This is a genomic window from Streptomyces sp. NPDC050504 (assembly GCF_044458065.1).
Classification (GTDB): Bacteria; Actinomycetota; Actinomycetes; order Streptomycetales; family Streptomycetaceae; genus Streptomyces.
The window spans coordinates 234,939-257,975 of the sequence record NZ_JBITHO010000009.1 but is presented as its reverse complement, the minus strand read 5'-3'; the positions used below and the strand labels follow the sequence as shown (position 1 = coordinate 257,975).

Annotated in this window: 27 protein-coding genes and 1 riboswitch; of the genes, 13 read left to right on the top strand and 14 right to left on the bottom strand. The window is 73.5% G+C overall.

Annotated features, from left to right (window positions below; genetic code table 11):
- Window positions 1-156 precede the first annotated feature (156 nt).
- The 4 genes from ACIBNE_RS31415 to ACIBNE_RS31400 all read right to left on the bottom strand — a co-directional run bounded on the left by ACIBNE_RS31415 (window position 157) and on the right by ACIBNE_RS31400 (window position 5,003).
- Window positions 157-576: a GNAT family N-acetyltransferase gene (locus tag ACIBNE_RS31415; protein WP_399277570.1), complete on the bottom strand. Its 420-nt coding sequence runs from the start codon at window positions 574-576 to the stop codon at window positions 157-159.
- A 139-nt stretch (window positions 577-715) separates the two neighbouring features.
- Window positions 716-1,597, bottom strand: coding sequence for a TIGR03621 family F420-dependent LLM class oxidoreductase (locus ACIBNE_RS31410; protein ID WP_399277568.1), 882 nt, complete (start codon window positions 1,595-1,597; stop codon window positions 716-718).
- A 45-nt stretch (window positions 1,598-1,642) separates the two neighbouring features.
- The gene (locus ACIBNE_RS31405) at window positions 1,643-4,207 is read right to left on the bottom strand and encodes an ABC transporter permease (RefSeq protein WP_399277566.1); all 2,565 of its coding nucleotides are present in this window, start codon (window positions 4,205-4,207) and stop codon (window positions 1,643-1,645) included.
- 13 nt (window positions 4,208-4,220) lie between these two features.
- A complete protein-coding gene (locus ACIBNE_RS31400) occupies window positions 4,221-5,003 on the bottom strand; it encodes an ABC transporter ATP-binding protein (RefSeq protein WP_399277564.1) in 783 nt (260 codons plus the stop codon).
- A 175-nt stretch (window positions 5,004-5,178) separates the two neighbouring features.
- On the opposite strand from ACIBNE_RS31400, the gene ACIBNE_RS31395 reads away from it, so the two are divergent.
- The 3 genes from ACIBNE_RS31395 to ACIBNE_RS31385 all read left to right on the top strand — a co-directional run bounded on the left by ACIBNE_RS31395 (window position 5,179) and on the right by ACIBNE_RS31385 (window position 6,526).
- A complete protein-coding gene (locus ACIBNE_RS31395) occupies window positions 5,179-5,454 on the top strand; it encodes an antitoxin (protein WP_399277562.1) in 276 nt (91 codons plus the stop codon).
- A complete protein-coding gene (locus ACIBNE_RS31390) occupies window positions 5,451-5,822 on the top strand; it encodes a fic family toxin-antitoxin system, toxin component (protein ID WP_399277560.1) in 372 nt (123 codons plus the stop codon). The genes ACIBNE_RS31395 and ACIBNE_RS31390 overlap by 4 nt, the downstream gene beginning before the upstream one ends.
- A gap of 68 nt (window positions 5,823-5,890) precedes the next feature.
- A complete protein-coding gene (locus ACIBNE_RS31385; RefSeq protein ID WP_399277557.1) occupies window positions 5,891-6,526 on the top strand; it encodes a hypothetical protein in 636 nt (211 codons plus the stop codon).
- Here ACIBNE_RS31385 and ACIBNE_RS31380 read toward each other — a convergent pair.
- The 4 genes from ACIBNE_RS31380 to bioB form a co-directional block, all read right to left on the bottom strand.
- Entirely contained in the window at window positions 6,523-7,215 is a 693-nt protein-coding gene (locus ACIBNE_RS31380) for a class I SAM-dependent methyltransferase (protein WP_399277555.1), read from the bottom strand. The two genes, ACIBNE_RS31385 and ACIBNE_RS31380, sit on opposite strands and share 4 nt — an antisense overlap.
- 107 nt (window positions 7,216-7,322) lie before the next feature.
- Window positions 7,323-8,033 carry a dethiobiotin synthase gene (gene bioD / locus ACIBNE_RS31375; protein WP_399277554.1) on the bottom strand — a complete coding sequence of 237 codons (711 nt, stop codon included), beginning with the start codon at window positions 8,031-8,033 and terminating at the stop codon, window positions 7,323-7,325.
- Window positions 8,034-8,279: 246 nt separating this feature from the next.
- Window positions 8,280-9,560 carry an adenosylmethionine--8-amino-7-oxononanoate transaminase gene (locus ACIBNE_RS31370; RefSeq protein WP_399277553.1) on the bottom strand — a complete coding sequence of 427 codons (1,281 nt, stop codon included), beginning with the start codon at window positions 9,558-9,560 and terminating at the stop codon, window positions 8,280-8,282.
- Entirely contained in the window at window positions 9,553-10,806 is a 1,254-nt protein-coding gene (bioB, locus tag ACIBNE_RS31365; protein WP_399277551.1) for a biotin synthase BioB, read from the bottom strand. Before bioB ends, ACIBNE_RS31370 begins: the two co-directional genes overlap by 8 nt.
- A 145-nt stretch (window positions 10,807-10,951) precedes the next feature.
- Between bioB and ACIBNE_RS31360 the strand changes: the two genes are divergently transcribed.
- Window positions 10,952-12,118, top strand: coding sequence for an aminotransferase class I/II-fold pyridoxal phosphate-dependent enzyme (locus tag ACIBNE_RS31360; protein WP_399277549.1), 1,167 nt, complete (start codon window positions 10,952-10,954; stop codon window positions 12,116-12,118).
- A 75-nt stretch (window positions 12,119-12,193) separates the two neighbouring features.
- On the opposite strand, the gene ACIBNE_RS31355 is transcribed toward ACIBNE_RS31360, so the two are convergent.
- On the bottom strand, window positions 12,194-12,439 hold the full coding sequence (locus tag ACIBNE_RS31355; RefSeq protein WP_399277547.1) for a DUF397 domain-containing protein: 246 nt from the start codon (window positions 12,437-12,439) through the stop codon (window positions 12,194-12,196).
- 64 nt (window positions 12,440-12,503) lie between these two features.
- The gene (locus ACIBNE_RS31350; protein ID WP_399277546.1) at window positions 12,504-13,361 is read right to left on the bottom strand and encodes a helix-turn-helix domain-containing protein; all 858 of its coding nucleotides are present in this window, start codon (window positions 13,359-13,361) and stop codon (window positions 12,504-12,506) included.
- A gap of 269 nt (window positions 13,362-13,630) precedes the next feature.
- Here ACIBNE_RS31350 and ACIBNE_RS31345 point away from each other — a divergent pair, with 269 nt between their 5' ends.
- The gene (locus ACIBNE_RS31345; protein WP_399277544.1) at window positions 13,631-14,062 is read left to right on the top strand and encodes an ATP-binding protein; all 432 of its coding nucleotides are present in this window, start codon (window positions 13,631-13,633) and stop codon (window positions 14,060-14,062) included.
- Window positions 14,063-14,141: 79 nt separating this feature from the next.
- Here the strand turns inward: ACIBNE_RS31345 and ACIBNE_RS31340 are convergent, their stop codons facing one another.
- The 3 genes from ACIBNE_RS31340 to ACIBNE_RS31330 form a co-directional block, all read right to left on the bottom strand.
- Entirely contained in the window at window positions 14,142-14,621 is a 480-nt protein-coding gene (locus ACIBNE_RS31340) for a C40 family peptidase (protein WP_399277542.1), read from the bottom strand.
- 3 nt (window positions 14,622-14,624) lie between these two features.
- Window positions 14,625-14,824, bottom strand: a riboswitch (cyclic di-AMP (ydaO/yuaA leader).
- Between the two features lie 306 nt (window positions 14,825-15,130).
- The gene (locus tag ACIBNE_RS31335; protein ID WP_399277540.1) at window positions 15,131-15,439 is read right to left on the bottom strand and encodes a hypothetical protein; all 309 of its coding nucleotides are present in this window, start codon (window positions 15,437-15,439) and stop codon (window positions 15,131-15,133) included.
- Between the two features lie 6 nt (window positions 15,440-15,445).
- Window positions 15,446-16,057: an ATP-dependent Clp protease proteolytic subunit gene (locus ACIBNE_RS31330; RefSeq protein ID WP_399277538.1), complete on the bottom strand. Its 612-nt coding sequence runs from the start codon at window positions 16,055-16,057 to the stop codon at window positions 15,446-15,448.
- Window positions 16,058-16,134: 77 nt separating this feature from the next.
- Between ACIBNE_RS31330 and ACIBNE_RS31325 the strand changes: the two genes are divergently transcribed.
- Complete coding sequence (locus ACIBNE_RS31325; RefSeq protein ID WP_399277536.1) at window positions 16,135-16,425, top strand: type II toxin-antitoxin system Phd/YefM family antitoxin; 291 nt, start codon at window positions 16,135-16,137, stop codon at window positions 16,423-16,425.
- Window positions 16,426-16,432: 7 nt separating this feature from the next.
- Here ACIBNE_RS31325 and ACIBNE_RS31320 read toward each other — a convergent pair whose 3' ends face one another.
- Window positions 16,433-17,428, bottom strand: coding sequence for an ABC transporter permease (locus ACIBNE_RS31320; RefSeq protein ID WP_399277535.1), 996 nt, complete (start codon window positions 17,426-17,428; stop codon window positions 16,433-16,435).
- Between the two features lie 116 nt (window positions 17,429-17,544).
- Between ACIBNE_RS31320 and ACIBNE_RS31315 the strand changes: the two genes are divergently transcribed.
- From ACIBNE_RS31315 to ACIBNE_RS31285, 7 genes are all read left to right on the top strand, one after another.
- The gene (locus tag ACIBNE_RS31315; protein WP_399277534.1) at window positions 17,545-18,150 is read left to right on the top strand and encodes a TetR/AcrR family transcriptional regulator; all 606 of its coding nucleotides are present in this window, start codon (window positions 17,545-17,547) and stop codon (window positions 18,148-18,150) included.
- A 137-nt stretch (window positions 18,151-18,287) separates the two neighbouring features.
- A complete protein-coding gene (locus tag ACIBNE_RS31310) occupies window positions 18,288-18,590 on the top strand; it encodes an urease subunit gamma (RefSeq protein WP_399277532.1) in 303 nt (100 codons plus the stop codon).
- 19 nt (window positions 18,591-18,609) lie between these two features.
- A complete protein-coding gene (locus tag ACIBNE_RS31305) occupies window positions 18,610-18,921 on the top strand; it encodes an urease subunit beta (RefSeq protein WP_399277783.1) in 312 nt (103 codons plus the stop codon).
- Window positions 18,914-20,635 carry an urease subunit alpha gene (locus ACIBNE_RS31300; RefSeq protein WP_399277530.1) on the top strand — a complete coding sequence of 574 codons (1,722 nt, stop codon included), beginning with the start codon at window positions 18,914-18,916 and terminating at the stop codon, window positions 20,633-20,635. The genes ACIBNE_RS31305 and ACIBNE_RS31300 overlap by 8 nt, the downstream gene beginning before the upstream one ends.
- Window positions 20,636-20,649: 14 nt before the next feature.
- Window positions 20,650-21,312, top strand: a complete 663-nt coding sequence (locus ACIBNE_RS31295; RefSeq protein ID WP_399277528.1) for an urease accessory protein UreF — start codon at window positions 20,650-20,652, stop codon at window positions 21,310-21,312.
- A gap of 31 nt (window positions 21,313-21,343) precedes the next feature.
- Window positions 21,344-22,021, top strand: a complete 678-nt coding sequence (ureG, locus tag ACIBNE_RS31290) for an urease accessory protein UreG (protein WP_399277527.1) — start codon at window positions 21,344-21,346, stop codon at window positions 22,019-22,021.
- Window positions 22,018-22,887: an urease accessory protein UreD gene (locus ACIBNE_RS31285; protein WP_399277525.1), complete on the top strand. Its 870-nt coding sequence runs from the start codon at window positions 22,018-22,020 to the stop codon at window positions 22,885-22,887. Before ureG ends, ACIBNE_RS31285 begins: the two co-directional genes overlap by 4 nt.
- The last annotated feature ends 150 nt before the right edge of the window (window positions 22,888-23,037 follow it).

Genomic DNA, 23,037 nt, shown 5'->3' with positions numbered 1-23,037 from the left:
CCGGGCGGTTCGCGCGATGTCGGGTACTGGGAGGCTCGCCCATGGGCGGACGCTCACACCTTTCGAAAGAGGAGACGAATGTTCCACTCATGGTAAAGGAGCGGCAAAGCGACCCGCCCGTCGGGAAGGCATCTGCGTACGGCGGGACGGCGGACGCTACAGCGGCTTCACCCAGCGCCGCCAGTGGTCCTGGCGCTCGTACCCCGCGGCGCCCCAGGCCGCGTGGGCCCGCTCGTTCGCCTCCAAGACCATCGCGTCCGCGCGCCGCCCGCCCAACTCCGCGAAGCGCCGCTCGGCCGCCGCGAGCAGCGCCCGGGAGATTCCCCGGCGGCGGTGCTCCGGATGGACGGCCAGCCGGTAGAGCGAGCACCGCCAGCCGTCGAACCCGGCGATGACGGTGCCCACCAGCTCCCCGTCCAGCTCGGCCAGCAGCAGGGCGCCGGGGTCGGTGGCGACCAGCCGCTCGACGCCGCCGCGGTCGTCGCTGATGCTCGTGCCCTCGGCCGCCGTCTTCCAGAACGCCAGCACGGCATCGAGGTCGGCGGGGACGGCGGCCCGCATTCGAAGGTCGTCCATGAGAGGCATCCCACCACCGGGCGGCCGGCCGCGTCGACGGGTTTCCACCGTGCGGACGCCCCGCCGAGCCGTGCGCACGCCCCGCCCCGCCGTGCGCACGCCCCGCTCAGGGGTGTCCGCACGGCCCCGGAGCGGTGCCTCACTCGCCGGACAGCTCCGCGATCGCCGGTGCGAAGGACTCCATGGAGTGCTCCAGCACGGCGAAGTACGTGAAGCCGTACCGCTCCCGCCGCTCCCGCAGCTGGTCCGCGACGTCGCCCGCGCTGCCGAGCGCCAGCATCGGCAGCGCGGCCACCTGCTCCTCGGCCAGGTGCGGGGCCAGCGCCGCCAGCTCCCGTACCCTGGCCCGCCGGTCGTCCGTGACCTCGGCGAACTGGAGCAGCAGGTTCAGCTCCACGGGCTCCGGCCGGCCCTCGGCCAGCTTCCGGAACGTCTCGACGCGCTCCGCCAGCTCCTCGGCGGTGTGCGCGACGAGCGCCCCGTTCCTGTCCTCCCGGCCCCCGGTGAAGGCCATCGTCCGCGCGTGCTCGGCGGCGATCCGCAGCACCCGGTCGCCGTTCCCGCCGATCAGCAGCGGCGGGCGCGGGCGCTGCACGGCCGCGGGGACGTGCCCCTCGTCGCGGGTCAGCCGGTCCCACTCCTCGACGGTGTGCCGCAGCCGGTCCACCCGCCCGCCCGCCGACCTGAAGGCGATCCCGGAGCGTTCGTGCTCCTCGCGCACGTAGCCGGTGCCGAGGCCCAGCTCGAACCTGCCGTCGGTGAGCGCGTCCGTGCCCGCGGCCTCCCTGGCCAGCAGGTGCGGGTTCCAGAAGGCGGCGTTCAGCACGAACGTGCCGAGCCTGGGCCGCTCGGTGGCCTCGGCGGCGGCCACCAGGGCGGGGAAGGGCGCGGGCATCCCCAGGTGGTCGGGCACCAGGATCACGTCGTAGCCCAGCGCCTCCGCCCTGCGGCACTTCTCGCGCCACTGCGCGCCCCCGGCGGGCGTCATCAGGTTGACTCCGAAACGGAACGGCCTGCTCATGCGGTCTCCTCGTCCTGAGGTCGGCGGGGCCGGGGCCGGCCGCGCTCACTCGTGCGCGATCGCGGCCAGTACGTTCATCCGCGAGGCCCGCAGCGCGGGCAGCACCGCCGCCACGAGCCCCACCACCACCGAGCCCACGACCACCGTCACCAAGGTCCACCACGGGACGGCGAAGGCGGTCAGTCCCTGGAGCGCCAGGACCTGCTGGATCGCCACGCCCCACACCATGCCGAGCGCCAGGCCCAGCACGGCGCCGAACACCGCGATCACCACCGACTCCAGCCGGATCATGCGCCGCAGCTGCACCCGCGAGAGCCCGATGGCGCGCAGCAGCCCGATCTCCCGGGTCCGCTCCACCACCGACAGGGCCAGGGTGTTCACCACGCCGAGCACGGCGATCACGATCGCCAGGCCCAGCAGCGCGTACACCAGGTACAGCAGGACCGCGATCTGGTCGCGGATCAGCTCCTTGTAGTCGGCCTGGTCCCTGACCTGCACCTGCGGATACGGGTCGAGGGCCCGCTCCAGCTCGGCGCGCAGCCGCCCGGCGTCCTCGCCGCTCCTGGCGTTGACGTACACCGTGGCGTCCTCGCCGCCCGGCAGATGGCGCTCCAGCGTGGCCATCCCCATGAACAGCCCGCCCCGCGCGGCGAATCCGCCGCCCTGGGGCATGTCGGTGAACGCCGTGACCCGCAGCCGGGCCCTGCGGTCGGACGGGAACTCCACCGCGACCGTCGAGCCGATCCGCACGCCGTGGTCGGCGGCGAACTCCTCGTCCATGCCGATGGTGTCGCGGCCCAGCGCGTCGGCGGTCGAGCCGCGCGCGTAGGTGAGGTGGGCGACCTCGTCGAGCTGGGGGTCGTACGCGAGGGCCGTCGTCTCCACGCGCTTGCCGTCCGGCAGCGTGACCGCGAGCGGCGCGAACCGCTGGCGCACCACGAGCCCCGCGCCCTCGACTCCCCTGATCTTCTGGGTGACTTCGTTCGGGAAGGGCAGGAAGTTGCTGTTCTGCACGGTGAAGTCGGCGCCGAGCGTCCTGTCGATCTGCTCGTCGAACGAGGCCGTCATCGACGCGCTCGCCACCGAGAGGCCGCCGACCAGCGCGAGCCCCACCATCAGCGCGGACGCGGTCGCCCCGGTGCGCCGGGGGTTGCGCAGCGCGTTGCGCTGGCTCATCCGGCCCACGGGCCCGTACACCCGGGGGAACGCCCCGCCCAGCACCCGCACCACGGGCCGCACCAGCAGCGGCCCCGCCACCACCGTCGCGACCAGCGTCAGCAGCACCCCGAGGCCCAGCAGCGAGGAGGCGGTGGCCGTGTCCCCGCTCACCGCGCACCCGGCGAGCGCCGCCGCCCCGGCCGCCGCCAGCAGGGTGCCCGCCGTGGCGCGGACCTTGAGCGGCCGTCCCGTGCCCGCCACCTCGGCGTCCGCGAGCGCGGCCATGGGGGAGACCTTGGCGGCGCGGCGCGCCGGGAGGTAGGCGGCGACGAAGGTGACGCCGACCCCGACGGCGTACGCGGCGATCGGCGTGACCGCGGAGACCACCATCTCGGTCGCCCGCAGGTTCATCCCGAAGGTGCCGATCAGCTCGATCAGCCCGGCCGCGAGCCCCACGCCCGCGGCGAGGCCGAGCGTCGAGCCGACCAGGCCGAGCAGCAGCGCCTCAAGCAGCACCGAGCGGCGCACCTGGCGGCGGTCGGCGCCGAGCGCCCGCATCAGCCCCAACTCACGGGTGCGCTGGGCGATCAGCATCGAGAAGGTGTTGACGATCAGGAAGATCCCGACGAGGACGGCGACCCCGGCGAAGCCCAGCATCACGTACTTGATCACGTCGAGGAAGCCGCCGAGGTCGGACGCGGCGGACTCCGCGGACTCGTCGGCGGTCTTCAGGTCGTACGTGTCGCCCAGCGCGCCCGCGACCTCGCGCTTCAACTGCTCGTCGCTCGTGCCGTCCGTCGCGGTCAGCGAGATCGAGGTCGCGGCCGCGGGGTCGCCGAGCAGCTTGCGCTGGGCGGTCGGGGTGTCCAGGAACAGCAGCGCGGCACCGGGGTTGGTGGTGGTGAAGGTGGCGATCCCGACGACCTCGACCCGGAACGAGCCGGGCTTGGCCAGCACCGTCAGGCCGTCCCCGATCCCCACGTGCTTCTTGTCGGCGGTGTCCGCGTCGAGCATCGCCTCGCCGGGGCCGCGCGGTGCGCGGCCGCTGGTCAGCTCCACCGGACTGCGGTCGGTGGGGTACCAGTTGGTGGCGATGGTCGGGGCGCCGCTGGTCGGCCCCACCGACTCGTTGTCGCGGTCGACGACCGTGACGTTGTCCACCGACACGTCGATGCTCACCTGCGCCACGCCCCGGACCGCGCGCAGCCGCTCGGTGAGCGAGGCGGGCACGGTCCGCAGCACCCCGGACGGCAGCCCTTCGTCGATGTCGTCCTTCGGGGCGACGGTCACGTCGGCCGACGTGGAGGCGAAGAGCCGGTCGAAGGTACGGGAGACGGTGTCGGAGAAGATCAGCGAACCGGCCACGAACGCCACCGACAGGATCACCGCGAGCGCGGACAGCAGCAGCCGTCCCTTGTGCGCGAAGAAGCTGCGCAGAGTCGCCTTGAGCACCTCGGGCCTCCCGTCAGCTCTTGCGGAGCGCGTCGAACCGCTTCATCCGCTCCAGCACCGCGTCGGCCGACGGCTTCGGCATCGAGTCGACGATGCGGCCGTCGCCGAGGAAGAGCACCAGGTCGGCGCGGGCGGCGGCGCCCGGGTCGTGGGTCACCATCACCACCGTCTGCGCCAACTCGTCGACCGCCTCCCGCAGGAAGCCGAGCACTTCGGCGCCCGCGCGGGAGTCGAGGTTCCCGGTCGGCTCGTCCGCGAAGATCAGTTCGGGCCGCGCGGCCAGCGCCCGCGCGCACGCGACGCGCTGCTGCTGGCCGCCGGAGAGCTGGGCGGGCCGGTGCTTGAGCCGGTCGCGCAGGCCCAGCGTGTCGACGACCCGGTCCACCCAGGCGCGGTCGGGCCTGCGGCCCGCGATGTCCATCGGCAGCGTGATGTTCTCGGCGGCCGTCAACGTCGGCAGCAGGTTGAACGACTGGAACATGAATCCGATCCGGTCCCGCCGCAGCCGGGTGAGCTCGCGCTCCTTCAGCCCGGTGATCTCCGTGTCGCCGAGCCAGACCTGCCCCGCCGACACGGTGTCGAGCCCCGCGAGGCAGTGCATCACCGTCGACTTGCCGGAGCCGGACGGGCCCATCACGGCGGTGAACCTGCCGCGCGCGACGTCCACGTCGACGGAGTCCACCGCCAGGACGGTCGTCTCGCCCGTGCCGTAGGCCTTGGTCAGACCGCGTGCCCTGGCCGCGAGCGGGACGCCCGCCGCGAGTCCGTGTGCGGGCGCGGTCGCTGGTGTGGACAAGGCTGCCTCCCGGGGCGTGGACGTACCAACTCCCGTACAGAAGGCGAGAGTAGAGGTGGCGCGTCGCTCCCGGTATCCCTCGCCGGTACCGTCCCGGGGTCGGCGGCCGGACCGGTGCGCGGGGCACGGAGCGCTCGCCTTGCCGGTGCTAGCGCGTGGACGCTAGCGTGTTGGAGTGCCGAAGACTCAGTTGAACGTACGAGTGGAAGAGGCCACCGCGGAGGCCGCGCGCCAGCGCGCGTCGCAGCGCGGCATGAGCGTCAACCGCTACATCGAAGAGCTGGTCCAGCAGGACGCGGGAGAGCTGGGCCGCACCTTCGTCGACGCCGCCGCCGACTTCATGCAGCGGTACGGGGCCGTCTTCGCGGGCGAGTCCGGGGGGAGACCGGAGTCGTCCGGGGGGCCGGGGACGGCCGGGGAAGCCGGGCGGGACGGTGCTGGTCCGCGTTGAGCCTCTCGATCGACATCTCCTGGCTCCTCGTGGTCGCCGAGCACAAGACTCCGGGTGACCCGCAGGTCACCGACTGGGGCGCGCTCGTCGCCGCCGTCAGCCGCCACGAAGCGGAGATCTTCGGCGCGCCCGTCTACGGAGATCCGTACACCAGGGCGGCGGCCCTCCTGCAACTCCTGCTCCACGTGCCCGCGTTGGAGCACTCCAACGCGATGTTCGCGAGCGCCGTCGCGTACGGCTACCTCGTCGCCAGCGGGGTCAAGGTCGTCACCTCGCCCGAGCGGGTGCGCGATCTGGCGCGGCTGGTGACGGAGGGGAAGGCGGAGGTGCGGGCGATCGCCGGGGAGCTGCGGCAGTGGAGTGAGTGAACTTCCCTCCTGGTGAGGAGGGTTGTGTGGGTAGTGTGCGCATCATGATGCGAATACATGTGCGACGCATGACTGTTGCGGTGGCCGCGGCCGGTGCCGTGGCCGTGATCGGGATCGGCGGCGCGATCGCCGCGAGCGACGGCGGGCGAGCCCCGGCGGCCGCCGCGGCCGCGGTCGACCCCACGCCCGATCCCACGCCCGACCCGGGGACGGCGTCCGACGGCGGCACCTACACCGGCGGCTCGGTCGGCGTGACCGAGGGCAGCGGCGGTGCGGACAGCGGCACCGCCACCGGAAGCGGCGGGTCCACCGAGGGCAGCGGCGGCACGGTGGGCGTGAGCGAGGGCGGCGACGGCACGGCGGGCGAGACCGGCGGCGACGTCGGCAGCACCGGCTCCACCGCCGAAGGCATGACCGTCGGGGGCAGCGGCGAGGGCTCCGCGATCGGCGGGACCTCGGGCGGCGGCACCACCATCGAGGAGCTGGAACAGCGCATCGCCGCGCTGGAGGGGCGCGTCGACTCGAAGGTGAGCAAGGCGGAGCTGGCCGCGGCGCTGCGGGCCCTGGCCGCGCAGATCGAGGGCGAACCGACCGTCCCCGGCACCTCGGGCGGCACGGCCGCGACGGGCGGCTCGGGCGGCACGGGCGGCGCGACTCCCCAGCCCAGCGCCGCCCCCAGGCCGCGCCCTGCCGGGCGCGGCTAACCCGGTACGTCCGTGTCCGCGGTCCCCGGTCGCACCGCCGTACCCAGCACGCACGGGGACGACGGCAGCCGGGGTCCTTTCGGGGGGACGTTCAGTCTGCGGTACGTCTCCACGACGAACCCCGCCCGCACCAGTGCGGCGAGCGGATCCCGTGCCGTGTGGCAGCCGCCGAAGAGCAGCGGCCACACGGTGCGGTCCAGGGCGCGCTGGGTGCGGGCCAGCACCCGCCCCTCGGCCCGGCCGTGCTCGAAGAACCGCAGCTCACCACCGGGGCGCAGCACGCGCGTGATCTCCGCGAGCGCCCGGGGCACGCTGCGTACCGAACACAGCGTCAGCGAGAGGACCGCCGCGTCGAACGCCTCGCTCTTGACCGGCAGCGCTTCCGCCGCGCCCGGCACGACGTCCACGGGCACGTCCGCGCGCAGCGCCGCGCGCACCGCGTGCCTGCGCAGCAGGCGTTCCGGTTCGATGGCCACGACCTCGGAGACCGCGCCCGGGTAGTGGGCGAAGTTGAGTCCGTTGCCCGCGCCGATCTCGATGACCCGCCCGGAGAGACCGGACAGCAGCTCGGCGCGGTGGGCCGCGATGCCCGCGCGGTCGTCCGCCGTGACGCTGAAGCGGACGTAGAAGCGGGCGAACAGGGGATGGTGGACGGCGTCCTTGGGGACGCTGGGGCGGCGCGAGTGCATCGCGGACCTCCTTGGCCGGCGCGGGTGTTCGGCGCTCTTCCCGGGTCTTCCCCGTACGGCGCCGAAGTCACCGCCCCATCGCCCCATCGCGCGGCCGTGCCGCCGCGTCACCGCCGCGCGACGTCGTCCACGGACCAGGTGCCGCCGAGGGAAGGGGCCAGCCAGCCGGGCGCCGCGGCCCGGAAGGCGTCGGGGGCGAGGGCGCCGGCGCCCTCGGGGACCGCGCCGAGCAGCGGGACCCCGGCGGAGCTGGGGAGGTCGGCGAGGTTGCAGCGCTCGGCGAGGCCGGGGGCGGCGGGCCAGCTGCCGATCACCACGCCGAGCGGGGTCAGGGCGCGGGCGCGCAGGGCCTCGGTGGTGAGCGTGGTGACGTTGAGCGTGCCGAGGCCCGCGGTCGCGACGACCAGCACGGGGGCGGCGAGCAGCCGGGCGGCGTCCGCGAGGGTGGAGCCCGCGTCGTCGAAGCGCACGAGGAGGCCGCCCGCGCCCTCCACGAGCACGAGGTCGTGCGCTGCGGCCAGCTTCTCGGCCGCCTCCGCGACGTCCTCGGGGCGGAGCTGGGGCATGCCCGCGCGGCGGGCCGCGGTGTCGGGGGCCAGCGGTTCGGGGTACCGGACGAGTTCGGCCTTGGTGACGGCGGACCCGGCGAGCCGGGCCACCTCGTCGACGTCCCCCGGCTCACCGGGGGCGACGCCCGTCTGCGCGGGCTTGAGCACCGCGACGGAACGGCCCTGGGCGAGGGCGGCGGTGGCGAGGGCGGCGGTGGCGACGGTCTTGCCGATCTCGGTGCCGGTGCCGCTGATGACGATGACGGGCATGGGGGCGCTCCTGTCGTTGGTGGTGGAAGGGGATGGGCGGGTGGCGGGTGCGGGTTCGCCTGCGGCGGGCGGTCCCCCTGCTCGCCCCTTCCCGAGCCCCGTGCGGGGCTCGGGGAACTGCGCGAGGGTGAGGCACACGTGCGACGTACCCACCCCGCGGCAGCGGGCTCGCCCCCGGCAGGGTTCCGGGAAGGGGCTGGTAGGGGACCGCCCCGCGCAGCGGAACCCGCACCGCCCCCCGTAGACCTACCCCGCCGCCGCTGCCGCGCGCACCGCGCGCGTGATGCGGGCCAGGTCGTCCGCGCCGGTCACGTACGGCGGCATCGCGTACACCAGGTCGCGGAACGGCCGCAGCCAGACCCCTTCCCGCACCGCCGCCCGCGTCGCCGCGGCCATGTCGACCTCGTGGTCGAGCTGGACGACGCCGATGCCGCCCAGCACCCGCACCTCCCGTACGCTCGGCAGCTCCGCCGCCTCCGCGAGGCCGCCCAGCAGCCCCGCCTCCAGGCGCTTGACCTCCGTCCGCCAGTCCCTGCCCAGCAGCAGGTCGATGGAGGCGAGCGCCACCGCGCAGGCCAGCGGGTTGCCCATGAACGTCGGCCCGTGCGCCAGCACCGGCACCTCGCCGCGCGAGATGCCATCGGCCACCCGAGAGCTGCACAGCGTGGCCGCCAGCGTGACGTATCCGCCGGTCAGCGCCTTGCCGAGGCACATCACATCGGGCGAGACCCCGGTGTGGTCCGCCGCGAACAGCTCGCCCGTCCGCCCGAAACCGGTCGCGATCTCGTCGAACACCAGCAGCACGCCGTGCTCGTCGCACGCCTCCCTGAGCACCCGCAGGTACTCGGGGGAGTGGAAGCGCATCCCGCCCGCGCCCTGCACGACGGGCTCGACGATCACCGCGGCGACCTCGTGGGCGTGCTGGGCGACCGTGGCGCGCAGATGGTCCGCGTACGACTCCTGGTACGCGTTGGGCGGCGCGTCGGCGAAGACCTGCCGGGGCAGCACTCCCTGCCACAGCTGGTGCATCCCGCCCTCCGGGTCGCACACCGCCATCGGCTGCCAGGTGTCGCCGTGGTACCCGCCGCGCCAGGTGAGCAGCCGCCGCTTCTCCGGACGGCCCACCGAACGCCAGTACTGGAGGCACATCTTCACCGCGACCTCGACGGACACGGAGCCCGAGTCGCAGAGGAAGACGTGCTGGAGCGGCTCCGGCGTGAGCTCGACCAGCTTCGCCGCGAGCGCCACGGCGGGCTCGTGGGTGAGCCCGCCGAACATCACGTGGCTCATCCGGTCCAGCTGCGCGCGCGCCGCCTCGTTGAGCACCGGGTGGTTGTACCCGTGGACCGCCGACCACCAGGAGGACATGCCGTCCACCAACTCGTCCTGGCCGTGGACCGGTTCGGCGAGCCTGAGGCGCACCCCGGACGCGGACTCCACGACCAGCGGCTCCTCGCGGCCCGGCATGGGGCCGTACGGATGCCAGACGTGGGCCCGGTCCAGGGCGAGGAGTTCGCTGTTACGCATTGGGCGCCAGATCCGTCCCCGCTCCACGGCGGCGCACCGCCACCAGGTCAGGACGCGGCTGCTCGGCGTCGCGCGCCGCGGGCGCCGCTCCGGGGGCCGCGGCCGCCGCGCCGCCGCACGGCCCGCAGCCGCCGCCGGACGCCTCGTGCGAGCCGCAGCCGCCGTCCGACGCGTGCGAGCCGCAGCCGCCGCCGGAGGCGTGCGACCCGCAGCCGCCCGCCGCAGCGGCCTCGGCGAGGTCCGCCCGGTGCGCGGGCAGCGTGGTCTCGCCCGCGCCCTCCACCTCGAAGCCCGCGTCCGCGATCATGTCGAGGTCGGCCTGTCCCGCCTGGCCCTCGCTGGTCAGGTAGTCGCCCAGGAAGATGGAGTTGACCAGGTGCAGCGCGAGCGGCTGCATGGAGCGCAGGTGGACCTCGCGGCCGCCCGCGAGGCGCACCTCCACGTCGGGGCAGACGAACCTGGTCATGGCCAGGATGCGCAGACAGCGCTGCGGGGTGAGGTTCCACTCCTTGGCGAGCGGGGTGCCCTCGAACGGGATCAGGAAGTTCACCGGCACCGAGTCCGGGTCGAGCTCGCGCAGCGAGAAGACCACGTCGACCAGGTCCCCGTCGCTCTCGCCCATGCCCGCGATCAGCCCGGAGCAGGCCGAGAGCCCGGCCGCGTGCGCCTTCTGCACGGTGTCCACGCGGTCGGCGTAGGTGTGGGTCTTGGTGATCGCCCCGTACGTCGCCTCGGACGTGTTGAGGTTGTGGTTGTACGCGTCGGCGCCCGCGTCGCGCAGCCGCTCGGCCTGCCCGTCGGAGAGCAGCCCGAGGCAGGCGCACACCTCGACGCCCTCGTTCTGCTCCTTGATCGCCGCGATCGTCTCGGAGACCCGGTCCACGTCGCGGTCGGTCGGGCCGCGGCCGCTGGCGACCAGGCACACCCGCTTCGCGCCGCCCGCGACGCCCGCCGCAGCGGCCTTGGACGCCTCGTCCGGCTTCAGCCAGGTGTACTTGAGGATCTCGGCCTTGGAGCCGAGCCGCTGCGAGCAGTACGAGCAGTCCTCGGGGCAGAGCCCGGACTTCAGGTTGACGAGGTAGTTGAGCTTCACGCGCCGCCCGAACCACTGGCGCCGCACCTTTCCGGCCGCGGCCACCACATCGAGCAGCTCTTCGTCCGTGGTCGCCAGCACGGCGAGCGCTTCTTCGCGGGTCGGCAGCTCGCGCCGCAGGCCCTTCTCCACCAGCGTGTTCAGCAGGTCCATGGTGCCGATCTTTACGTACGGTCCGCCGCTCGACCAGGGAGGAACCGAACAACTCGGGGACTTTGAGGTGTGTGTATCGCCACACCCTGTGCGCATCTCGGGGCGGTTAGGGTCTGTCCGCTGCCTACAAAAAGGGGCCCGACCCATGGAACCGACGGATTCGCCGGACCCGTTCGACTGGCTCGACGGCGAAGCGCGCCGCAGGGAAGCCGCCGGGCTGGTGCGCGCGCTGCGCCCGAGGCCCGCCGACTCCGCTCTCCTGGACCTGGCGAGCAACGACTACCTCGGTCTCACGCGCCGCGCCGAGATCACCGGCGCGGCCGCCGCCGCGGCCCGCCGCTGGGGCGGCGGCGCCACCGGGTCGCGTCTGGTGACGGGCACGACCGAGCTGCACGCGGAGCTGGAGCGGGAGCTCGCGGAGTTCTGTGGCTTCGAGGCCGCGCTGGTCCTCTCGTCGGGCTACGCCGCCAACCTCGCCGCGCTCACCGCGCTCACCGGGCACGGCGGACTGATCGTCTCCGACGCGGCCAACCACGCCTCGATCGTGGACGGCTGCCGCCTCTCGCGCGCCGAGACCTCGGTCGTCGCGCACGCGGACCCCGATGCGGTGCGCAAGGCGCTGGACGCCCACCCCGGCCGCCGCGCGCTGGTCGTCAGCGACTCGGTCTTCTCGGTCGACGGGGACGCGGCGCCGCTGCCTGAGCTGGCCGCCGCCTGCGCCGAGCACGGGGCCGCCCTGCTGGTGGACGACGCCCACGGGCTCGGGGTGCTCGGCGACGGCGGGCGCGGGGCGATGGCGGGCGCGGGGCTCGCGGGGGCGCCGGGCGTCGTCGCGACGCTCACCCTCTCCAAGTCGCTTGGCAGCCAGGGCGGCGCGGTCCTGGGCCCCGCCAAGGTCATCGACCACCTGGTGAACACCGCCCGCACCTTCATCTTCGACACGGGCCTCGCGCCCGCCGCGGCGGGCGCCGCGCTCGCGGGCCTGCGGCTGCTGCGCGGCGAGCCGCGGCTCGCGGCCAGGGCGCGGGAGGTGGCGGGGGAACTGTACGCGGGTCTCACGGCGGCGGGGCTCACCGCGGCGCGGCCCGACGCGGCCGTGGTCTCGGTGCGCGCGCCGTCGCCCGAGTCGGCGCTTGGCTGGGCGGCCGACTGCCGGGCTGCCGGTCTGGTGGTGGGCTGTTTCAGACCGCCTTCGGTGCCGGACGGCATCTCGCGGCTGCGGCTGACCGCCCGAGCGGACCTGACGGATCGTCAAATCGAGGAGGCCGTCGCGAAGATCGTCGCGACGGCGCCGCCGGGGGCGTTCGGCTGAGCGCCGGTGTCCGACGCCTGCCGGGCGGGCATCCCGCCCGGCAGACGTCCGTGGACGAGCGCGTGCGGTGCTCCTTCAGGCCGACGCGTGCTCGCGGAGCGCGCCGACGAACGAGTCCCAGGCCGTCGCGGAGAACGTGAGCGGCGCCCTGCCGGGGCTCTTGGAGTCCCGGACGGCGGTGACGCCTGGGCCGTACCGGGCGAAGGTGTCCGCCGGGGCCGCCGCGGTGAACCGGGCGGCCTCGACGCAGTTGTTCATTCCCGTGCTGTGGCTGCTGCGCAGCCAGCGCACTTCGCTGTGCGGTGCGGGGCAAGCAGACATGGCGGAGTGCCTCCCTGTGTGCCGGACCGCGTGCCGGGGGTGACGTGCCGGCGGCGCATCGGGGCTACGTGTCGGCGCAGATCCCGGCGATGCGGTCCAACGAGTCCTCGGGGGAAAGGGCGTGTTGCTGCATCGTGCGGAAGGCGGCGCAGTACGCCTCCAGGTCTTCTTTCCGTTCGAGGTAGAGGCTACTCGTCAAATGGTCGAGAACAACCACATCCAGATCAGCAATGTTCGGAAAGGAGAAGATTACGAAAGAGCCGGTGAGGCCGATATAGCCCCCCACCGCGAAGGGCAGCACCTGGAGCCGCACTTGGGGCAGTTCCGCCACTCGCGTCAGATGCCTTAACTGCTCCCGCATCGCATGCGGCCCACCCACCTCACGCCGCAGCACGGCCTCGTCCAGCACCGCGCTCAGGCTCAGCGGCGGATCGGCCCGCAGCACCGCCTGGCGGGCCATCCGCACGTCGACCAGCGACTCGATCTTGGCGGCCGGCAGGCTCTCCAGCGAGGCGCGGGTGACCGCGCGGGCGTAGGCGGGCGTCTGGAGCAGCCCCGGCACCACGGAGGTCTCAAGCGTGCGCGCGGTGCGCGCCTGCGACTCCAGACTGATGAAGTCCCGGTACTGGGGCGGGATCAGCCCCCGGTACGCGTGCCACCAGCCGTCCCCGCCCGTGTCCGCCGCTCCGGCCAGTGCCCCGAGCAGCGAGCGCAGCCGCGAGTCGTCCACGCCGTAGGCGTCGAGCAGGAGTTGGACGTCGGACGCTTTCACGCCACTGGCACCCGTCTCGATGCGGCTCACCTTCGACTGGTTCCAGCCCGCCAGGACCGCGGCCTCGCGGCTGGTGAGGCCGGCCGCCAGGCGCAGCAGGCGCAGTTCCTCGCCGAGCTTCCTGCGACGCACCGCCGGTCCGTGCCGCATGCCCCGCTCCCTTCGTTCGCCTGATTCGTTGAAGTGGTTCGTCAACGCCGCTCTTCGGTCTTCTCCCGCTTGGGGCGATGGGCCAGTGTGGCGCCCAAATACGGTCTCGCGTAGCAGAGTTCACCGCTTTGAGGGACAGATATATGCATATCTTGGTGGATGGGCGACGAGAACGGCACCATGAGTGGCACTCTGGCGCGAAGCACAATCCACGATCGTCGGCGCGGTTGGATGCGGATGGATCGTGATGGGAAAGGGGCAGCGTCGCCATGGCAGACCATCGAGAAGCGTCCGTCACCCTGCCGAGCGATCCGGTGTCGGTCTCCGCCGCGCGCAGACACGTCGCCGACGTCCTCGCGGAATGGGGGCTGCCGAGGAACGACGATGTTGCCGATACGATCCGGCTCATCGTCTCGGAGCTCGCCACGAACGCCGTACAGCACACCTTCGGGCAGTCGCCCACCTTCACGGTCGACATCGAGCTGGTGCGCGACGAGCAGCTGCGCATCGGCGTCACCGACAGCCATCCGCGCTGGCCGCAGCGGCTGCCCGCGGCGGTGCAGCAGGACAACGGCCGGGGCATGGTCATCATCCGCTCGCTGACCGCGGAGTGCGGCGGACGGCTCTCCGTCACGCCGACCGAGGAGGGCGGAAAGACCGTGTGGATCGCACTGCCCTGGAAGAGCCCGGTCCCCCGCTGAGGGCCGGGACGGCGGACGAGGGCGCCGGGAAAGCGGAAAACGGCGCCACCATCGCTGGTGGCGCCGTTCACGGTCGGGGCTAGCGCACCTGGCCGTACCAGACGTTCTTGGTCCAGATCCGCTCCAGCTTCACGCCGGAGCCGGGCTTCGGCGAGTGCCAGACCTTGTGGTTCCCGGCGTACAGGCCCACGTGGTACACACCGCCACCGCTGTGGAAGAAGACCAGGTCGCCCTTCTGCCGCTTGCTCCAGGAGATGTGCCGGGTCTTGTTGTACTGCTGCTGCGCGGTGCGCGGCAGCGTCTTGCCGGCCTTCTTGTACGAGTAGAGCGTCAGCCCCGAGCAGTCGAACCTGGAGGGTCCGGCCGCTCCGTACTGATACGGCGCTCCCTTCTTCGAGACGGCCACGCTCAGCGCCTTCGTCGCGTGCGACGAGGAAGCGGCCTGGGCCTCGGAGGCGCCGCCCGGAGCGAGCACCGTACCGCCGACGGCGGCGAGGGTGAGTGCCGAGACGGCACCGGCCCGGGACAGCACGGACGGAACACGTATATGCGCAGACATGCGCAACCCTTCGTCAGCCGCCTACGAAGGATGACCTGTCGGGTTCGGACAGGCGAAGATGCCCGGCCGCGCTCGCGCGCGGCTTCACCCCGAGGGACGGCCGTCCAACGACCGACCCGTACTGATTGGGTCCTCCACTCCTGCCGATCCACTCCTGTCGACCAGTCGTCCGGGGCAGCGGCAGGACTCGGCGTCCGCCCGGACCGCCCCGCCGCGGCGGCGGGGGCTTGTCGTCGACAGGGATCTTGACTCATGGAGTGCCGGAAATCCGAGCCGAAATGGCAGTTTGTGAGGCTCCTCACGACTGACCAGTTCGAGTGGACAGCGGCGATTTGAGGTTTCCCCGCTCGACCCTGACCGCCGTCGCACCAGCATCGGAACGATGCCTTCCGCCGGGCGTCCACCGGCGGGACGCAACTCCTCCGGGCCGCCGGAACCGCCTCTGACTACGTCGAACAGCCGATGCCCCCTGGTCACTTCCCGGTCATCCCACGGATGCCGGGGCCATCTCAATTCGTCGAAGCGGGCGGCACGGCGAGCCGCTGCGCCCTGCGTTCTCCGTCCAGGACGCGCAGGGCGCGCGCCAGGGTTGCGGCGTGCACCTGTGATTCACCTCGCTCGTGCATCAGGGTCAGCGCGTCCCGCAGGGCGAGCGAGTGCGAGGCGAGCGCCTGGGCGGCGCGCAGCGCGCTGTAGGTGTCGTGGCCGCGCGCCGGATTGATCCGGCCGAGCAGGTCGACGACGGCGAGGTAGCTGTCGACGAAGTCGCCCTCGGCGCGGGTGAGTGCGGGCAAAGGGTGCGGTTCGGGCGGAAACACCCCCGCTCACCCCCTGCGGGCGGGCAGGACGTGGTCGACCAGGCCGTACGCCTTGGCCTGGGCGGCGTCGAAGATCTTGTCCCGCTCCAGGTCGGCGGCGATCCGCTCGGGGCTCTGCCCGGTGTGCCGCACCAGGATCCCGGCCAGCTGCTCCCGCAGCCGCAGCAGCTCGCGCGCGTGGATGTCCAGGTCGGAGAGCTGGCCGTGCCGCGGCTCCTCGGCCGCGGGCTGGCTGACGAGGATCCGGGCGCCGGGCAGCGCCGTCCGCTTGCCCGGGGCGCCCGCGGCGAGCAGCACGGCCGCGGTCGACGCCGCCTGGCCGATGCAGGTCGTCGTCACGTCGCAGCCGACCGCCTGCATCGTGTCGTAGATCGCGGTCGCGGCGCTCAGCGAGCCGCCGGGGGAGTTGAGGTAGAGCTGGATGTCGCGGTCGGGGGCGGCGTACTCCAGGTACAGGAGCTGGGCGATCACGTCGTTGGCCGCCGTGTCGTCGACGGCGGTGCCGAGGAAGACGATCCGCTCCTCCAGCAGCTTCGAGTACGGGTCGAGGGTGCGGACCCCGGCGCTGGTGCGCTCGGTGAACTCCGGCAGTACGTAGCGGGCGGCGGGCTGGTTCACGGCATGCCTCTTCTCGGTCGCGGCTCAAGTCCGTCTGTAAAAAATGTACAGGACGTACAGGCCGTTATGATGGGGGCATGGCCCATGAGATTCCGGTGACCCAAGCCCGCGCAGAGCTCGCCGAACTGATCAACCGCGTCGTCTACGGCGGCGAGCGCGTGGTGCTGACCCGGCACGGAAAGCCGCTGGTCGCCCTGGTCTCCGCCGCCGACCTGGAGCGCCTCGAAGCCGAGCGGAACGCCCCCGAGGCCGTCGAGGAGGAAGTGATCAGTTCCGTCTCCTCGTACGGCTCGGTGCCTTCCGCTCCCGGCGAACAGGGCCGGTTCGGGCTGGCCGCCGAGCACCGCCCACCGGGATCGGTCGGCTAGGGGCGTCTCACACCCCTGCGGGCGAGGTCGTACGGGGCCGGGGTGCCGGGCCCGGGTCGGCGCCGCGCGCCGCCCTGCCCACCAGCACCCCCGTGAGCCCGAGGGCCGCCCACAGGGCGAGCACGCGCAGCGGTCCGGCCGCGCCCGCGCCGTCGAAGAACGCCACGGACCGCAGCAGCGACCCGCCGGCGCCCGGCGGCAGCCACTGGCCGAGCGCCCCGACGGGCTCGGGCAGCAGCTCGGGGGCGCTCGCCACGCCCGCGAACGGATTGCCGAGCAGCACCACCAGCAGCGCGCCGACCCCGATCCCGGCGGGCCCCAGCAGCGCGCCGAGCCCCGCCACCGTCGCACCGATCGCCAGCGCGGTGAGTCCGAGGGCCCCGGCCTCCGCCCACCAGTCGCCGGCCAGCACCCCGAGCCAGCTGTGCGCGAGCGCCGCGCCCACCAGCCCCACGAGGCAGGCCGCGCCCGTCAGGGCGAGCGCCGCGCGCCGCCCGCGCAGCCCGAGCAGGGTCACCGCGGCCCCGGCGGCGACCCCCGCCAGCGCCAGCGGCAGCACGCTCGACGCCAGGCCCGCGCCGCGCGGGTCGCCTGCGGGGGCGGGCACCACGTCCTCCACCCGGGGCGCGGCGCCCGGCGGGGCCTGGGCGGTCACCGCCTCGCGCAGCAGCTGGGCGACCACGGGGCTCGCGGCCGACGCGGTCAGCAGGCGCGGTCCGGCGGGGTCCGCGACCACGGCGCCGTACACGATCCGGTCCTCGACGGCGGCGCGGGCCGCGGCCCCGTCCGCGTACCGGTGGACCTCGAAGGCGCCCGCGTGCCGGGCGAGCCCGCGCTCGAAGGCCGCGGTCGCGGCGGGGGGACCCGCCACGCCCACGGGGAGGTCGCGCGGTGCGGTGCGGGCCGCGGGCCAGGCGAAGGCCCAGAGCGCGAGGGCGGCGAGCGCCGGTACCAGGAGGAGCACCGCGAGGGTGCGGCGGCCGGGGGGCGGGGAGGCGGACATCGGACGCTCCAATCGGGCTCTCTCTAAAGAGAATGATCGTTCGTTCTTCCTTGATGCCACCGTCCCGCCGTATCCCTCGCTTGTCAAGAAGGAACGTTCGCTTTACGTTGAGGGCCATGGCCCGCGTATCCCAGGAACACCTAGACGCCCGCCGCCGGCAGATCCTCGACGGCGCCGCCCGCTGCTTCACCCGCAACGGCTTCCACGCCACCTCCATGCAGGACGTGCTGCGCGAGGCCGATCTGTCGGCGGGCGCCGTCTACCGCTACTTCCGGGGCAAGGAAGAGCTGATCGGGGCCATCGTCACGGAGGTGCTTGACTCGCTGCGCGACACCTTCGAGACGGCCGCCCGGCAGAGCCCGCCCCCGCCGCCGGACGAGCTGCTCGCCGCCGTGATGTCCGAGGTGCTCGGCGCGCGCCCCGACGGCTTCCCCGGCCTGATCATCCAGGTGTGGACCGAGACGCTGCGCAACGAAGAGCTCGCCGCCGTGCTGAAGGGCGGCTTCGTGAAGGTCCGCGAGGCGTGGGTCAAGATCGTGCACGTCTACCAGGACGCCGGATCGATGGATCCCGGCGTGCCGGCCGAGGACGTCGCCCGCGTCATGATCGCCACGGCCCAGGGCTTCGCCGCCCAGCAGGCGCTCTTCGGCGAAGTCTCCGTCGACGTGCTGCGCAACGGGCTGCGCGGGCTGATGTCCATGGACGCGCAAAGAGCCAGTTAACGCGCCGGAAAAACTTCCGCCCTAACGTGCAATACCTCGCCGTCGGGCTCTTCGTCGCAGGTCAACAGAGTGTTGAAGGCGAGTAGGGTCCCGCTGCGCCCGGTCGATGTCCGGGTGGACGAGTGTGAGGTGGAAGCGTGCAACTGACCCCGCATGAGCAGGAACGCCTGCTCATCCATGTCGCCGCGGACGTGGCCCAGAAGCGCCGGGACCGCGGGCTGAGGCTCAATCACCCCGAGGCGGTCGCGCTGATCACCGCGCACGTCCTGGAGGGCGCTCGGGACGGCCGCAGCGTCGCCGAACTGATGGCGAGCGGGCGCAAGCTGCTGGGCCGCGAGGACGTCATGGACGGCATCGCCGAGATGATCCACGACGTGCAGGTCGAGGCGACCTTCCCGGACGGCACCAAGCTCGTCACCGTCCACGAGCCGATCGCCTGACGGGGGAGCGCCGGTGTTCATCGTTCCGGGAGAGATCCTGTACGGGGAAGGGCCCGTCGTCCTCAACGAGGGCCGCCCCGTCACCCGCACCACCGTCGTCAACGCCGCCGACCGGCCCGTCCAGGTCGGCTCGCACTACCACTTCGCCGAGGTCAACCCCGGTCTGGAGTTCGACCGCGCGGCCGCGCGCGGCCTGCGGCTCAACATCGCGGCCGGTACCGCCGTGCGCTTCGAGCCCGGCATTCCCGTCGAGGTCGAACTGGTCCCGCTCGCGGGCCTGCGCGTCGTCCCCGGCCTGCGCGGCGAGACCGGGGGAGCACTCGATGCCTGAGCTGGACAGGGCCGTCTACGCCGACCTCTTCGGTCCCACCGCGGGCGACCGCATCAGGCTCGCCGACACCGACCTCCTCGTCGAGATCGAGGAGGACCGCTCGGGCGGGCCCGGACGCGCCGGTGACGAGGCGGTGTTCGGCGGCGGCAAGGTCATCCGCGAGTCCATGGGGCAGGCGCGCACCACCCGCGCCGAAGGCGCACCCGACACCGTCATCACCGGCGCAGTGATCATCGACCACTGGGGCGTCGTCAAGGCCGACATCGGCATCCGCGACGGACGCATCACCGGCATCGGCAAGGCGGGCAACCCGGACACCATGGACGGGGTCCACCCGGACCTGGTCATCGGACCCGAGACCGAAGTGATCGCGGGCAACGGAAAGATCGTCACCGCCGGAGCCATAGACACCCACATCCACTTCATCTCGCCCACCGTCGTCGAGCAGGCGCTCGCCACCGGCATCACCACCCTCGTCGGCGGCGGCACGGGACCCGCCGAGGGCACCAAGGCGACCACCATCACCCCCGGCTCCTGGCACCTCGCCCGGATGTTCGCCGCGCTGGAGCACCACCCCGTCAACATCGGGCTGCTCGGCAAGGGCAACACCATGTCCCACGAGGCCATGCACGCCCAGCTGCGCGGCGGCGCGCTCGGCTTCAAGATCCACGAGGACTGGGGCGCCACGCCCGCCGTCATCGACGCCTGTCTGCGGGTCTGCGACCAAACGGGCGCCCAACTCGCCATCCACACCGACACGTTGAACGAAGCCGGGTTCGTCGGCGACACCCTCGCCGCCATCGCGGGCCGCTCCATCCACGCGTACCACACCGAGGGCGCGGGCGGCGGGCACGCCCCCGACATCATCACCGTCGTCTCGGAGCCGTACGTCCTGCCCAGCTCCACCAACCCCACCCGGCCGCACACCGTCAACACCATCGAGGAACACCTCGACATGCTGATGGTCTGCCACCACCTCAACCCGGCCGTCCCCGAGGACCTGGCCTTCGCCGAATCGCGCATCAGGCCGTCCACCATCGCGGCCGAGGACGTCCTGCACGACCTCGGCGCCATCTCGATCATCTCCTCCGACTCCCAGGCCATGGGCCGCGTCGGAGAGGTGATCATGCGGACCTGGCAGACCGCCCACGCCATGAAGAAACGGCGCGGCGCACTGCCGGGCGACGGACGCGCCGACAACCACCGGGCGCGCCGCTACGTCGCCAAGTACACCATCAACCCGGCCGTCGCCCAGGGTCTCGACGGCGAGATCGGCTCGGTGGAGACCGGCAAGCTCGCCGACCTGGTGCTCTGGAGCCCCGCGTTCTTCGGCGTGAAACCGGCCCTGGTCGTCAAGGGCGGCCAGATCGCCTACGCGCAGATGGGCGACGCCAACGCCTCCATCCCCACCCCGCAGCCCGTGCTGCCGCGCCCGATGTTCGGCGCGATCGGCCGCGCCCCCGCCGCCAACTCGCTGAACTTCACCTCCGAGGCGGCGATCGAGGACGGACTGCCCGAACGCCTCGGCCTCGGCAAGGAGTTCGTCCCCATCAAGAACACCCGCCGCGTCGGCAAGGTCGACATGCGCGAGAACGACGCGCTGACCAGGGTGGAGGTCGACCCCGACACCTTCACCGTCACGGTCGACGGAGAGGTGGTCGAGCCGTCGCCCGCCACCGAACTCCCCATGGCCCAGCGCTACTTCCTGTTCTGAGGGCGGCCGAACCGATGACACGTTCAGCCCTTCTCGTCCTCGCCGACGGACGGTTCCCCGCCGGGGGGCACGCCCACTCCGGCGGGGCCGAGGCCGCCGTCGCGGCCGGGCGGATCCGGGACGCCGCCACCCTCGCCGCGTTCTGCCGGGGGCGGCTGCACACCGCGGGCCTCACTGCCGCCGGGCTCGCCGCCGCTGCCGCCGCCGGGCTCGACCCGCTCGCGCTCGACGAGGCGGCCGACGCCCGGACGCCCTCGCCCGCGCTGCGCGCCGCCGCCCGCAGGCTCGGCCGCCAGATGATGCGGGCCGCCCGCGCCACCTGGCCGTCGCCCGAGCTGGACGCGCTCGCCGCGGCCCGCCCGCGCGGCGCGCACCAGCCCGTCGTGCTCGGGCTCGCCGCGCGGTCGGCGGGCCTGGGCCCCGAGGACGCCGCGCACTGCGCCGCGTACGAGACGGTCGGCGGGCCCGCGACCGCCGCGGTGCGGCTGCTGAGCCTGAACCCCTTCGACGCCACCGCCGTCCTCGCGCGCCTCGCGACCGACATGGACGAGGTGGTCGCCGAAGCGGTCGCCGCCGCCCGCGCGGGCATCGACGCGCTGCCCGCCGCGTCCGCCCCGCTGCTGGACATCACGGCCGAGGCGCACGCCGCCCGTCCCGTCCGCCTCTTCGCCTCCTGACCCCTGCCGCACCCCCACGCAAGGAGCCCCCGTGCACCTCGACCACTCCCACGACCACACCACCGCGATCAGCGCCGACGCCACGCGCCCCGACGGCACCCGCCGCGCCCTGCGCATCGGGCTCGGCGGCCCGGTCGGCTCCGGCAAGACCGCGACCGTCGCCGCGCTCTGCCGCGAACTGCGCGACCGGCTCTCGCTCGCCGTCGTCACCAACGACATCTACACCCGCGAGGACGCCGAGTTCCTGCTGCGCAACGCCGTCCTGCCGCCCGAGCGCATCCAGGCCGTCGAGACCGGCGCCTGCCCGCACACCGCGATCCGCGACGACATCTCCGCCAACCTCGAAGCCGTCGAGGACCTGGAGGACGCGGTCGGCCCGCTCGACCTGATCCTCGTCGAGTCCGGCGGCGACAACCTCACCGCCACGTTCTCCAAGGGCCTCGTCGACGCCCAGGTGTTCGTCATCGACGTGGCGGGCGGCGACGACATCCCGCGCAAGGGCGGCCCCGGCGTCACCACCGCCGACCTGCTCGTCGTCAACAAGACCGACCTCGCGCCGCACGTCGGCTCCGACCTCGCGCGCATGGCGCGCGACGCGAAGGAGCAGCGCGGCGAACTCCCCGTCGTCTTCACGTCGTTGAAGGGCGAGGACGGGGTGCGCCCGGTGGCCGACTGGGTGCGCGCACAGCTCGCGGCCTGGCGCGCATGAGCGTCACGGCGCCCGGTCCCAGTGCTGTTTCCAGTGCCGGTACGGGGGCCGGACCCGGCGCGGCTTCCGGACCCGGCGCGGCGGACGCGTCCCGTACGGCGGATGCCTTCCGTACGCGGGCCCGCGCCGCCGTCCGGGCCACGGCGCGCGTCGTCGCGTCCGGCGAGCGGCTCCCCGTACTGGAGAGCGAGGGGCCCCTCGCGCTGCGCCGCACCCGGGCCGTCGGCGCGGGCCGCACCCGCGTCACCGTCGTCGGCGCGATGAGCGCGCCGCTCGGCGGCGACCGGCTGGCCGTCGAGGTGACCGCGCGCGACGGGGCGCGGCTCACGGTCGACTCGGCCGCCGCGACCATCGCGCTGCCCGGCCGACTGCCGGACCGGGCCCACTACGACGTACGGCTCCATGTCGAAGGGGGCTCCGAACTCCGCTGGCTCCCCGAGCAGTTGATCTCGGCGCACCGCAGCGACCTGCGCATGACGACCCGCGTCGAACTCGCCGCCACCGCCCGCCTCGTGCTGCGCGAGGAGCAGGTGCTCGGCCGCCACGGCGAACCGCCCGGCACCCTCGCGACCCGCCTCACCGTCCACCGCGAAGGCCGCCCGCTGCTCGACCAGGAGCTGCGGTACGGCCCCGGGGCGCCGGACGGCTGGGACGGCGGCGCGGTCCTCGCAGGCCACCGCGCCACCGGTCAACTCCTCGTCGTGAAACCGGAGTTCGAGCACGCCAAGCCCGACGCCCGGATGCTGGGCGCCGCCGCGGCGCTCACCCCGCTCGCGGGCCCCGCCGTCCTGGTCACCGCGCTGGCCCCGGACGCGCTCCAACTGCGCAGGACCCTGGACGGGGTGCTGCGCTCGGAGGGCTGGTGACCTTCGAGCACCCTCGAACCAGGCGGATTCGGTCGGGCCGCCCGCCCGCCGCCGTGCACCGCTGAGCGGAACGGCGGGAACCGGCTATCGGTTCGGCAAAGAAACACGTGTGCGATCTGTTCACTCCGGCCCACAGGGCGAAAGGATCCC